Genomic DNA, 12,127 nt, shown 5'->3' on the forward strand with positions numbered 1-12,127 from the left:
CGCCATGCGCGCACTTGTTTCTACACGATCCGGGTGCAACCAGCTGATCTATCTCGGGAAAACGTGGGGAAACCTCAGCACCTGACACCTGTTTGCTACGTTTCCCAACCGCTCTCGACGCGCCAGGTGACACGTTTCCGCCACGCTAGGGGCCGCTTCAACGCACATGACCCGCTTGAGCTTCATGCCGGACTCAGACAGCCAAGGCACAATGCGCGATCTTTTTTGCTCAGCCTACCTGCGGCCACTACGAAACCCATGAGCCAACCTCAGCTTTCCGTCGTCGTCCCGGTGTTCAATGAGCGCGATAATGTCGCTGCCCTGGTGGGCGAGATCGTTGCCGCGTTGCGCGGGGTGGTGGCGTTCGAAATCGTCTATGTCGACGACCATTCGCGCGACGACACCCTGGCGGTGCTGCAAGGCCTGAAAGCCGCCACACCGGAACTGCGCGTGCTGCATCACGTGACCCAGAGCGGCCAGAGCACAGCGGTGCGCAACGGCGTCAAAGCCGCGCGCGCAAGCTGGATCGCCACGCTCGATGGCGACGGCCAGAACGACCCGGCCGACATTCCCAAGCTGCTGACCGCACGCAGCAGCGCAGATGCACAGGTGAAGCTGTTCGCCGGCTGGCGGGTCAACCGCCAGGATTCGGGCTCCAAGCGCTGGGCCAGCAAGTGGGCCAATGCGATCCGCTCGCGCATGCTGCACGACAACACGCCCGATACCGGCTGCGGCATCAAGCTGTTCGAGCGCGAAGCATTTCTGGACCTACCCTACTTCGACCATATGCACCGCTACCTGCCGGCGCTGATGCAGCGCGCCGGCTGGCGCACCGTGAGTGTGCCGGTGCATCACCGCCATCGCACTGCGGGCGTGTCCAAGTACAACAATCTCAATCGCGCCCTGGTCGGCATCCGCGACCTGCGCGGCGTGGCCTGGTTGATCACCCGCAGCAAGCGCACCGTGGTGCAGGAGCGCTGATGGAACTGCATTGGCTGGATCAACCGCTGACCTGGCTGTACTGGACCGGGCTGCATGTCACCGGCTGGAAGCTGATCGGCTATGTGGGCGCGCTGATGTTCGGCGGACGCTGGCTGGTGCAGTTTGTCGCCTCCAAGCGTGCCGGCAAGCCGGTGATTCCGCGCATGTTCTGGTACATGAGCGTGGTCGGCAGCCTGATGACGCTGAGCTACTTCGTGTTTTCGGCCAAGCAGGATTCGGTTGGCGTGCTGCAGAACCTGTTCCCTGCATTTACCGCGTTTTACAGCCTGCATCTGGATGTGAAGCATCGCGGCTGGAAGCGGGATCGTGCGGTGCACTGAGCTGGGAATCGGGAATCGGAAAAAGCCGTCGGCCTCCGGATGGGATGCGGGCTTTGTAAGTTGGGCTGATGTGTTGCTTTTTGGCCCACTGCTTGAACTGCTAGATATCTGAGTTTCGAAGCGTTTCTTCGTACACCGCGATGCGCTGGTTACCGACAGGATATGGTGCGCGCGGCCGATGCCGCTTCGCTAAAGTCATCGGCATGCTTTGGTCATGTCCAGCGCACTGCTCCATCGCCCTGTCTCCATGCCAGCGCCCATTGCCACGCACTGGCACCTGCGTTTGCACACGCATCAGCAAGTACGGTTGTTTGCAGACTGGCGTTGCGCGCGGGCGGCGGCAGCGAGCCTTGCGGCGGCCGGTCATTGGCAGGATGCGCAGTTGCTGTGTTGGGTACTGCTGCCTGACAGTTGGTGCGCCCTGCTGCAGGCACCCGGCAAGGCTGCGCTGATGCAGATGGCTGCCGACGCGCGACAGGCGGCCGGCGAGGCGGTCAATCGCGCACGTGGCCGTGGCGGAACGGTGTGGCAGCCGCAGATGCAGGCGTCGGCGCTTCCACTGCACGCCGACCATCGACAGTTCGCGCGCACGCTGGTCGCGCTGCCGTTGCGTGCGGGGCTGGCCGAGCAGATCGGTGGGTATCCGTATTGGGATGCGGTCTGGTTGTTGCACGACGACGGTGAGCACAGCGCTGCGATACCTGCACCAGGTGATCGCTCACGCATGGCGGGTTTACGCGGCGCGGGACGGTGATCGCTCGCGCCTGTCGGGTTCGAGCGATACGTGCAGGTGATCGCCTAGGCCTACCACCAAGAGCAGCATGTGATCGACATCTGCGCCGCCACACCCTGCTCTGCTTCTCTCCAGGCAGAGCAGCCATCCGTCGCGTCTCGTCACCCGTCGATCAAAACGCCAACGGATGCTCTGGCAGCAAGGCCTGCAATTCGCTGCGGAACAATGCGTGGATCCGGTTCAATGCGGCCTCGGTTTCGGCTTCGAAACGCAGCACCAGGATCGGCGAGGTGTTGGAGGCACGTACCAGGCCCCATCCTTCGGCGAAGTCCGCACGCAGTCCGTCGATGGTGGACAACCGCGCCGATTCGAACGGCGATCCCTCGCTGGCCTGCGCACGCGCGACAAAGCGCGCCACCAGCGCGTGCGCATCGCCGTCAACCGGCACCTTGATTTCCGGAGTAGCCACGCTTTCTGGCAACGCGTTCAGCACTTCGGACGGAGTTTCTTCGCGCTGGGCCAGGATTTCCAGCAAGCGCGCGGCGGCATAGATGCCGTCGTCGAAGCCGTACCAGCGCTCCTTGAAGAAGAAGTGCCCGCTCATCTCGCCGGCCAGTTCGGCGTCGGTCTCGCGCATCTTGGACTTGATCAGCGAGTGGCCGGTCTTCCACATCAACGGGCTGCCGCCATTGCGCAACACGTAGTCGGACAGCTTGCCGGTGGATTTGACGTCGTAGATCACCAGCGCGCCGGGATTTCGCTGCAATACGTCGGCGGCGAACAACATCAGCAGGCGGTCGGGGAACACGATGCTGCCTTCCTTGGTGACCACGCCCAGACGGTCGGCATCGCCATCGAAGGCCACGCCGATGTCCGCATCGAAGCGCTGCACCATCTTCACCAGATCGTCGAGGTTATGCGGCTCGCTCGGGTCGGGGTGATGGTTGGGGAAGGTGCCGTCGACATCGCAGTGCAGCGGGATGACTTTGGCGCCGATGGCTTCCAGTAAGCGCGGTGCGATATCGCCGGCCACGCCATTGCCGGCATCCACCACCACCTTGATCGGGCGGTCCAGCTGGACGTCGTCGGCGATGCGCTGGATATAGGCATCGCCGATGTCGCGCTGTTCCAGTTCGCCAGGGGTTGCCGCAGTGTGCAGGCGGCCTTCGTTGATGCGCTGGTGCAGTTCGGTGATCGCCGCGCCCGACAGGGTCTCGCCGCCGATCACGATCTTGAAACCGTTGTCGTCGGGCGGATTGTGACTGCCGGTCACCGCCACACAACTGCCGGCACGCAGTTCGTATGCGCCGAAATACACCACCGGCGTGGGTGCCAGACCGATGTCGATCACGTTGCAGCCGGCGCGGCGCAGGCCTTCGATCAGGCCGTTGGCAAGCTCAGGGCCCGACAGCCGCCCGTCGCGCCCGACCACCACCTCGCGCAGGCATTGCGCCTGCATCACGCTGCCGATGGATTGGCCGATCAGCGCGGCAACGCCTGGATTCAACTCCTTGCCGACCACCCCGCGGATGTCATAGGCGCGGAACATCTCGGTGGCGATCTGCACCGCCGGCACCAAAACCAGCGGCGCAGCGGCAGCGGCGTGCTGGTGCAGCGCGCGTGCCTGGCTGGCGACGCTGGCATCGTGCTGCAGGCTTTGACCGAAGGTGGGTTCGTCGGCAGTCGATTCTGTTGCCACTCGGCGGCGCGGCAAGGCGACACGGCCACGGCTGGCGAGGACCAACAGCACGGCAATGATGAGCAGCAACGTCGTCACGATTGCACAGCCAACTGCGCCAAGACCTAACGGGCCGCTGTCGCTCTGCCGCACGGCGGCGGCAACGCGCAGACCGCTGTCGCCCAACGGCCGGGCCAGCGTTTCGGCAGCATCGCCAAGCGAAACGTCGCCCTGCTCGGCGACGTTGTAGCTGCCCTGGCGCAGCGCCAGATAAGCGCTGCCGGGCACCGCGATCGCATCCAACGGGCCGGTCAGGCGCAGCAGCGGCAGGCGCGTATACGCCACCGCCGGCTGAGTACCCAAACGCACCGCCGCCGCCACGCCGAGGCGGACCTGCTTGGCGTCGCGCACCACATGCACCTGGGCACGTTTGCCGACCAGCGCCGATTCGAGCAGGCTCAGCCGCGCGTAGCCGAAGTCCTTGGGATCTTCATACGCAGCAGTGAGATCGCCAGGCAGTACCTGGACGTCTTCGGCGCCCTTGAGGTGCTCCCGGATGGTCGAGACCGCAGCCGGGCCATCGCCGTTGGCCAACGCGGCGATGACCTGCGGCAGCTGAAGCACGGCGTCGAGTTGGCTGGCTTGCTTGGCCATCGCCTGACTGAGGTCCTGCACCGCGCGATCGCGCGCCAGCTCAAGGCCCTGCGTCATCGCATCTTCGCGCCATTGCGCGTAGCTGCTCCAGCCGAACCAGACTGCCAGCAGCAACAACACGCCCCCCAATACCGGGCCACTCGTACGCACGCCGGACGCGGACTGCCTGCGCTCATTCGCCTTGCTCATGTGACGCCCCCCCGTCAGCGCACGCCGGTGTGGCCGAATCCACCCGCTCCCCGCGCGCTGTCGACGAAAGTATCCACCACTTGCAAGCCCACGCGCACGATCGGCAGGATCACCAGCTGCGCGATGCGATCGCCCGGCTCGATGGTGAAGGCGGCGCGGCCGCGATTCCAGGTGCTGATCAGCAGCGGCCCCTGGTAATCGGCATCGATGAGGCCGGTGCCGTTGCCAAGCACGATGCCATGGCGATGGCCCAGGCCCGAACGCGGCAAGATCACCGCGCACACCTGCGGGTCGAACAAATGAATCGCGATACCGCTGGGTATCAGCGCCGCATCACCAGGCTCCAGCGTCATCGGCGCCTCCAGCGCGGCGCGCAGGTCCATGCCTGCGCTGGCTTCGGTGGCGTAGGCCGGCAATGGCCACAGATCGCCGAAGCGCGGGTCGAGCAACTTCACCTGCAAGGACTGGGTTGGGATGCTCATGCCTGCAATCTCTCCGCGATCAGGGCCAGCAGTTGGTCGGCCAATTCGGTTTTGCTGATGCTGGGGAAGGCGCGTTCGCCGCCCTGCCAATACGCGATCGCAGCGTTGTTGTCGCTCTCGAAGCCGCCGCCTTCGATCCCCACCTGATTGGCGATGATCAGGTCCAGCCGCTTGGCGGCGAGCTTGCCACGCGCATAGTGCTCCACCTCGTGCGTTTCAGCAGCAAAACCGACCACCAGCTTCAGCGCGCCGGTCTGCGCGGCGACTTCGGCCAGAATGTCCGGGGTGCGCACCAGTTCCAGGGTCAGCGTTTCGCCGGTCTTCTTGATCTTCTGCGCGACCACCCGCTTGGGGGTGTAGTCGGCCACGGCGGCGGCACCGATGTAGATGTCGGCCGGGAACGCGCTCAGCACCGCATCGCGCATCTGCGCAGCCGAGCGCACATCGATCCGTTGCACGCCGGCCGGGGTGGTCTGATGCACCGGGCCGCTGACCAGCACCACGTCGGCGCCCTGGCTGGCGGCTGCGGCAGCCAGCGCATAGCCCATCTTGCCGCTGCTGCGGTTGCCCACGTAGCGCACCGGATCCAGGTCCTCGAAGGTGGGGCCGGCGCTGATCACGATGCGCAGGCCGTCCAGCTGCGCGCTGCTGGGCACGAAGGCCGGCGACGCTGCGTGTTTGGACGCGGCAGGTGCAGCGGTGGCGGACAATGCAGTGATGATCGCCGCCGGCTCGGCCAGCCGGCCGGGGCCGGATTCGCCTTCGGCCAGCGGACCGTCGTCCGGGCCGACCACGCTCACACCACGCGCGCGCAAGGTCGCAACATTCGCCTGGGTGGCCAGGTGCAGCCACATGCGGTGGTTCATCGCCGGGGCCACGGTCAGCGGCGCGGTGGTGGCCAGGCACAGCGTGGTGACCAGATCGTCGGCCAGGCCATGCGCCAGGCGTGCCAGCAGATCGGCGGTGGCCGGGGCGACGATCACCTGATCGGCCCAGCGGGCCAGTTCGATATGCCCCATCGCCTGCTCGGCGGCGCAATCCCACAACGTGGTGCGGGTGGGCTGCCCGGACAGCGCCTGGAAGCTGAGCGGGGTGACGAAGTGTTGTGCGCCGCTGGTCATGGCGACCTGTACCTGCGCGCCGGCGTCGCGCAGGCGACGGACCAGTTCGAGCGATTTGTAAGCGGCAATGCCTCCGCCGACGCACAGCAGCAAACGCTGTCCGTCCAGGGGGCGGGCCTGAGTGGAGCCGATCACGTCGGAGTCGTCCTACGGTTACAAGGACAACTAGATTAGCCGATGCCCCCCCCTGGCCTGATAGGCGTGCGCGATGAGCACTGGCAATCTCGCCATATGCACATTCACGACTGGCCCACCCACGAACGTCCGCGCGAGAAACTTCTGGCGCGCGGGGCGCCTGCCTTATCCGATGCCGAGCTGCTGGCGATCTTCGTCGGCTCAGGGCTGCGCGGCCAGGATGCCGTGCGCACCGCGCGCGATCTGCTGCATCGGCACGGCCCGCTGCGCTTGCTGCTGGATCGCCCGGCCTCGGCCCTGGCGCGCTTGCCCGGCCTTGGGCCCGCCTCGGCCTGCAAGCTCAACGCATCGCTGGAACTGGCCCATCGCCACCTGATGAGCGAACTGGAGCGCGGCCAGGCGCTTAGCGATCCGCCCAGCGTAGGCCGCTATTTTTCGCAGCGATTGCGTGCACGCTCCTACGAAGTGTTCGCGGTGCTGTTCCTGGATACCAAGCATCACGCCATCGCCTTCGAGGAGCTGTTCACCGGCACCATCGATGGTGCCGACATCCATCCGCGCGAAGTGGTGCGGCGGGCGCTACTGCACAACGCAGCGGCGGTGATCGTCGGGCACAACCACCCTTCAGGCAATCCGGAGCCCTCCGAGGCCGACCGCGCGGTCACCAAACGTTTGCTAGACGCACTGGGCCTGGTGGAGATCCGCCTGCTCGATCACTTCGTGATCGGCGACGGCCGTCCGGTCTCGCTGGCCGAGCGTGGCTGGCTGGAATGAGGTGCGGCGGTGACCTGAACCATCGTCCGGACCCCGGGGCGCGCGGTCGGGTAAAATCGATGGTTTGGTTCCAAGCAGATCTCACGTGAAAGCCCAACTCCGCGCACTGATCGGCCAAGGCATTGAAGCCTTGCGCGCCAACGGCACCCTGCCTGCCGACACCCTGCCGCCGGATTTTGTGGTCGAGCGACCCAAGACGCGCGAGCACGGCGACTTCGCCACCAATGCCGCGATGCTGCTGGCCAAGCCGGCGCGCAGCAATCCGCGCGCACTGGCCCAGGCGCTGTTGGCCGCATTGCCGGACAGCGACGATGTCGCCAAGGTGGACATCGCCGGCCCGGGCTTCATCAACTTCCACCTGACACCCTCCGCCTACCAGCGCGAAGTGGCGCATGTGCTCAAGCATGGCCCCGACTACGGGCGCGGGCTGGCAGGCAATGGCCGCTCGGTGGGCGTGGAGTACGTCTCGGCCAACCCGACCGGCCCGCTGCACGTCGGCCACGGCCGCGCGGCGGCGATCGGCGACAGCCTGGCGCGCGTGCTCGATGCCAACGGCTGGAACGTCAAGCGCGAGTTCTATTACAACGATGCCGGCGTGCAGATTGAAAACCTGGCGTTGTCGGTGCAGGCGCGCGCGCAGGGGCTGACTCCCGACAGCGACGGCTGGCCGGAGAACGGCTACCGCGGCGACTACATCGCCGATGTCGCCAACGCTTACCTGGCGGGCGACACCGTTGACCTGGAAGGTCATCTGGTGGTGGGCGGCAAAGACCCTGCCGATTTCGACGCGATCCGCCGCTTCGCGGTGGCCTATCTGCGCAACGAGCAGAACCACGATCTGGCCGCGTTCCGCGTCGATTTCGATATCTATTTCCTCGAAAGCTCGCTGTACAAAGATGGCAAGGTCGAAGAAGCAGTGCAGAAGCTGATCGCCTCCGGCCATACCTACGAGCAAGGCGGCGCGTTGTGGTTGAAGTCCACCGATTTCGGCGACGACAAGGACCGGGTGATGCGCAAGTCAGACTGCACCTACACCTACTTCGTGCCCGACGTGGCCTATCACCTGACCAAATGGCAGCGCGGCTACGAGCGCGCAATCACCGAACTGGGCGCCGACCACCACGGCTCGCTGGCGCGCGTGCACGCCGGCCTGCAGGCGTTGGAACTGGGCATCCCGCAAGGCTGGCCGGAATACGTGCTGCACCAGATGGTCACGGTGATGCGCGGCGGCGAAGAAGTGAAGCTGTCCAAGCGTGCCGGCAGCTACGTCACGCTGCGCGATCTGATCGAAGAAACCAGCGCCGATGCGGTGCGTTGGTTCCTGATTGCGCGCAAACCCGATTCGCAGCTCACCTTCGACATCGACCTGGCCCGTCAGCAGAGCAACGACAACCCGGTGTTCTATGTGCAGTACGCGCATGCCCGCGTGTGCAGCGTACTGCGTCAGGCGCTGGAAAAAGGCTACAAGTACGAGCAGGCGCATGGGTTGGCCGAGCTGGCGCGTCTGGATGACGAGCATTCGCTCACCGTCATGCTGGAGCTGTCGCGCTATGCGGAAGTGGTGGAAATCGCCGGCCAGACGCTGGAGCCGTATCAGATTGCGCAATACCTGCGTGAATTGGCGCACGCCTTCCACACGTGGTATCACAACACCAAACTGCTGGTGGACGATGCCGCAGAGCGCGACGCCAAACTCACCCTCGCCGTCGCCACGCAACAGGTGCTCGCCAACGGCCTGGAACTGCTCGGCGTCAGCGCCCCAGAAAAGATGTAAGTCGGGCCGCATGGCCCGCAACGATGTGATTCGGAGAAGTGGTAGATGGCAGCACGACGCGGTAAGAGTCAGGCGCGACGCAACACCAGCAATGGCACCCCCGGTTGGGTGTGGTTGGTGGCAGGCGCCGCGATTGCGGCAGTGATCTTTCTGGCGGCGCCCAATCTGTTCAAGAAGGACGGCGACGGCTTCCTGCGCGTGGGCCCGCGTGCAAACCCCGACGCGCAGCCCGAGCCGGTGGCCGATGCTGACGTGGATACGCCGGCCGAGCTGCCCAAGCACAGCGCGCAACCGCCCAAGCCACAAGCAAAGCCCGGCGATGCGCAGACCCAGTACGATTTCTACACCTTGCTGCCCGGCAAGGAAGTGCAGATGTCCGATGCCGAACTGGCCGCCAGTGCGCGCGCCGAAGAAGCCGCACGTGCGCGTGCGGCACTGGAAGGCAAGCCGGTCGCGCCTGCCCCGGGTGCAGCAGCACGTGTTGCTGCAGCCACACCGGCCGCCAGCGTGCCGGTGCCGTTGAACGAAACCGCCGCCAGCGCGCCCAAGCCATTGGCGGAGACCGCACCGGCGCGTCCGGCCAGCACGGCGGCGCTCACCACGCCGGCTGCAGCCGCACCTGTTAATGCGGCGCCGAAGCAGGCTGCGACGACAGCGGCTGCACCGGCAGTGACAGACAACACCCGCTACATCCTGCAGGCCGGCTCGTTCGGCGCCTCTGGCGAGGCCGAATCGACCAAGGCCAAGCTGGCGATGATGGGTCTGGCCGCACGCGTGGAATCGGCCGAAATCAGCGGTAAAACGGTCTACCGCGTGCGCATGGGTCCGTATGGCAGCGCCGGCGAACTGGCCGAAGCCAAGCAGAAACTGACCGGTAGCGGGTTGCCTGCCATCGCCATCAAGGCGCAGTAGCCGCAGTGATGCAGCGCGCTGCCGGTTGCTGCCGCGTCGTTGCGCGCGGGCCGCTCAGTACAGCCAGGCTGCACGCACGCCGCGCAGTGGCACATGCATCCGGCACGGTCGCCACACCGGCTTGCTTCGCCTGATCCCCCCTTCGCTGGAGTTATCCCGCATGTCCAAGACCGTCCTGATCACCGGTGCCACCTCCGGATTCGGCAGCGCCGCCGTGCGCCGTTTTGCTGCCGCCGGCTGGAAGATCATCGCCACCGGGCGCCGCTTCGATCGCCTGGAGGCGCTGGCCGCTGAACTGCCTGCCGGCCAAGTGCACACCGCCGCGTTCGACATGCGCGATGCACAAGCCTTGTCGGCAGCGATCGACACATTGCCGGCTGACTTCGCCGACATCGATGTGCTGGTCAACAACGCCGGTCTGGCACTGGGTACCGCCCCAGCGCAGCAGGCCGACCTGGCGCAGTGGCAGCAGATGATCGACACCAACGTCACCGCACTGGTCACCCTCACCCATCGCCTACTGCCGGCGCTGATCGCACGCTGTGGCGCGATCATCAACATCGCCTCGGTGGCGGCGACCTACCCGTACGCCGGCGGCAATGTGTACGGCGGCACCAAGGCCTTTGTGCAGCAGTTTTCGCTGGGCCTGCGTGCGGATCTGCATGGCACCGGCGTGCGCGTGACCTCGATCGAACCGGGCATGGCCGAAACCGAATTCACCCTGGTGCGCACCGGCGGCAACCAGGCCGCCTCGGACACGCTGTATCGCGGCGCCACGCCGATGACCGCCGAGGACATCGCCGAGCAGATCTTCTACGTCGCCAGCCTGCCGGCGCATTTGAATATCAATCGGCTGGAAATCATGCCGGTGACGCAGTCGTTTGCCGGCTTCCAGGTGGCGCGCGACGCGCCGTGATGGTGGCTGCTGCAGGTAGGGAATCTGGCGCGATGTGATGCTGCGTGAGTCGGGCGCGTGAGCACACAGCGTGGCATCGAGAGATGATGGAAACGCTGCGCATTGCGCGGCGTTTCGCTGTGTTCGGTTAGCCGCTATCAGTCGCAGCCAAGGGCCGCGTGCCTCGCCGCACCACCTTGGTCCGCAGCTGCAAGAACGGGCGCTCCACCGCGTAATGCAACACCGCGCCGCACAACAACGCCACCACGCCATACACCGCGAACGCGAGCAGGCCTCGCCCTTCCAGCGCCGGGCCGAACCACTCCTAGGTGAGGTGAAACACCGCCTTATGGGTCAGATACACGCTGTAGGAAATGCCCGCCAGCCAGGCGGCCCCGTGCACGCGCAAGCCGCCGAGCAGGCCGCTGGTGGCAGTGCCCGCAAGCACCAGCAAGGCGAGCCCCAGCGACAGCACCGGCCAACCCACCGCATTGCCGAGCAGGCCGGTCCGCTCGCGAAACAGCCACATCGCCAAGGCCAGAATCGCCACACCTGCAAGTAAAAATGCGTTGCCGTGCTGTTGCAGCCGTTGCCACAGCGGCGGGCGAAACACCTTGAGCACCGCCAGCACGACACCGGCCAGCAGACCGTCGAGCCGGTTCCAGGTCGGGGAGTAAATGTCTTCGATAAACCAGTTGCGCTGCAGCCCCGCGCCGGCGCTGTCCAGGGCGGTGTAATGCAGCCAGATGCCTGCACGCAGCGCGATGCCTGCGACCACCACTGCAACGCACAGTGCGGCAAAGCGCGCGGCCGAGGGCCGACGCATCAACAGCGTCGCCAGCAACGGAAACACCAGATAGAAATATTCTTCCACGCACAGCAACCAGGCGTGCGAGAACGCGGCATCACGGCCGTAGTCGACGAACAGATTCAAGGTGAAGGTAACGAACATCCACCACGGTGCCAACCCGGGCGCCTCACGAACATCCAGCCATGCCATGTAAACAAGCAGCACCACCAAAAATGCCGGCAGGATGCGCAACGCGCGCCGCAGATAAAAATCCTTGAAGTCCAAACGTTGCCCACGCGCCAGCGGTATCAGCACCTGCGTGCCAATCAGAAAACCGCTCAGCACGAAGAACAGATCCACGCCCATCCAGCCATAGCGCGACAACCATGCCCAGTCCGGCCCCAGGCCGCCAACCACGAAGGAATGGAACAGCATCACCCAGACGATGGCGATGCCACGCAGTAGGTCGAGGGCGGGATAGCGCATGCGGGCGATGAAAGGCCGAGGGAGCCTGACTATGCCGCATACAAAGAACGCAACGGTGCCGGCCCCCATGATTGCCGCGCTCCTCGGCTCAGGTCAGGGATGCGGACTCTGAGGTTTCCCCACGTTTTCCCGAGATAGATCAGCTGGTTGCACCCGGATCGTGTAGAAACAAGTGCGCGCAT

Annotated in this window: 10 protein-coding genes and 1 pseudogene; 7 read left to right on the forward strand and 4 right to left on the reverse strand. The window is 65.5% G+C overall.

Annotated elements, in window-relative coordinates; all coding sequences use genetic code 11:
* Nucleotides 1-258 precede the first annotated feature (258 nt).
* The 3 genes from XpopCFBP1817_RS16110 (at nt 259) to XpopCFBP1817_RS16120 (ending at nt 2,076) form a co-directional block, all read left to right on the forward strand.
* Complete coding sequence (locus tag XpopCFBP1817_RS16110; RefSeq protein WP_128417884.1) at nt 259-981, forward strand: glycosyltransferase family 2 protein; 723 nt, start codon at nt 259-261, stop codon at nt 979-981.
* The gene (locus XpopCFBP1817_RS16115) at nt 981-1,322 is read left to right on the forward strand and encodes a lipid-A-disaccharide synthase N-terminal domain-containing protein (protein ID WP_128417885.1); all 342 of its coding nucleotides are present in this window, start codon (nt 981-983) and stop codon (nt 1,320-1,322) included. Before XpopCFBP1817_RS16110 ends, XpopCFBP1817_RS16115 begins: the two co-directional genes overlap by 1 nt.
* A gap of 214 nt (nt 1,323-1,536) precedes the next feature.
* Nucleotides 1,537-2,076, forward strand: coding sequence for a hypothetical protein (locus XpopCFBP1817_RS16120; protein WP_128417886.1), 540 nt, complete (start codon nt 1,537-1,539; stop codon nt 2,074-2,076).
* Between the two features lie 151 nt (nt 2,077-2,227).
* On the opposite strand, the gene XpopCFBP1817_RS16125 is transcribed toward XpopCFBP1817_RS16120, so the two are convergent.
* Genes XpopCFBP1817_RS16125 through coaBC form a run of 3 tightly spaced genes read right to left on the reverse strand, consistent with a single transcriptional unit; the run spans nt 2,228 to nt 6,314 of the window.
* A complete protein-coding gene (locus tag XpopCFBP1817_RS16125) occupies nt 2,228-4,576 on the reverse strand; it encodes a phosphomannomutase/phosphoglucomutase (RefSeq protein WP_128417887.1) in 2,349 nt (782 codons plus the stop codon).
* 14 nt (nt 4,577-4,590) lie between these two features.
* Nucleotides 4,591-5,058: a dUTP diphosphatase gene (dut, locus tag XpopCFBP1817_RS16130; RefSeq protein WP_128417888.1), complete on the reverse strand. Its 468-nt coding sequence runs from the start codon at nt 5,056-5,058 to the stop codon at nt 4,591-4,593.
* Nucleotides 5,055-6,314: a bifunctional phosphopantothenoylcysteine decarboxylase/phosphopantothenate--cysteine ligase CoaBC gene (coaBC, locus tag XpopCFBP1817_RS16135; protein ID WP_128417889.1), complete on the reverse strand. Its 1,260-nt coding sequence runs from the start codon at nt 6,312-6,314 to the stop codon at nt 5,055-5,057. Before coaBC ends, dut begins: the two co-directional genes overlap by 4 nt.
* A gap of 96 nt (nt 6,315-6,410) precedes the next feature.
* Between coaBC and radC the strand changes: the two genes are divergently transcribed.
* The 4 genes from radC to XpopCFBP1817_RS16155 all read left to right on the forward strand — a co-directional run bounded on the left by radC (nt 6,411) and on the right by XpopCFBP1817_RS16155 (nt 10,690).
* Nucleotides 6,411-7,088 (forward strand): RadC family protein, encoded by a 678-nt coding sequence (gene radC / locus XpopCFBP1817_RS16140; RefSeq protein WP_128417890.1) that lies wholly within the window; start codon nt 6,411-6,413, stop codon nt 7,086-7,088.
* An 85-nt stretch (nt 7,089-7,173) separates the two neighbouring features.
* The gene (gene argS, locus XpopCFBP1817_RS16145) at nt 7,174-8,862 is read left to right on the forward strand and encodes an arginine--tRNA ligase (RefSeq protein WP_128417891.1); all 1,689 of its coding nucleotides are present in this window, start codon (nt 7,174-7,176) and stop codon (nt 8,860-8,862) included.
* 45 nt (nt 8,863-8,907) lie between these two features.
* Nucleotides 8,908-9,774: an SPOR domain-containing protein gene (locus tag XpopCFBP1817_RS16150; protein WP_128417892.1), complete on the forward strand. Its 867-nt coding sequence runs from the start codon at nt 8,908-8,910 to the stop codon at nt 9,772-9,774.
* A 160-nt stretch (nt 9,775-9,934) separates the two neighbouring features.
* The gene (locus XpopCFBP1817_RS16155; RefSeq protein WP_128417893.1) at nt 9,935-10,690 is read left to right on the forward strand and encodes an SDR family NAD(P)-dependent oxidoreductase; all 756 of its coding nucleotides are present in this window, start codon (nt 9,935-9,937) and stop codon (nt 10,688-10,690) included.
* A 127-nt stretch (nt 10,691-10,817) separates the two neighbouring features.
* Here the strand turns inward: XpopCFBP1817_RS16155 and XpopCFBP1817_RS16160 are convergent.
* Nucleotides 10,818-11,945 (reverse strand): annotated as a pseudogene (locus XpopCFBP1817_RS16160) (acyltransferase family protein).
* Nucleotides 11,946-12,127 lie beyond the last annotated feature (182 nt).

Origin of the sequence: Xanthomonas populi (assembly GCF_002940065.1) — a bacterium.
GTDB lineage: Bacteria > Pseudomonadota > Gammaproteobacteria > Xanthomonadales > Xanthomonadaceae > Xanthomonas > Xanthomonas populi.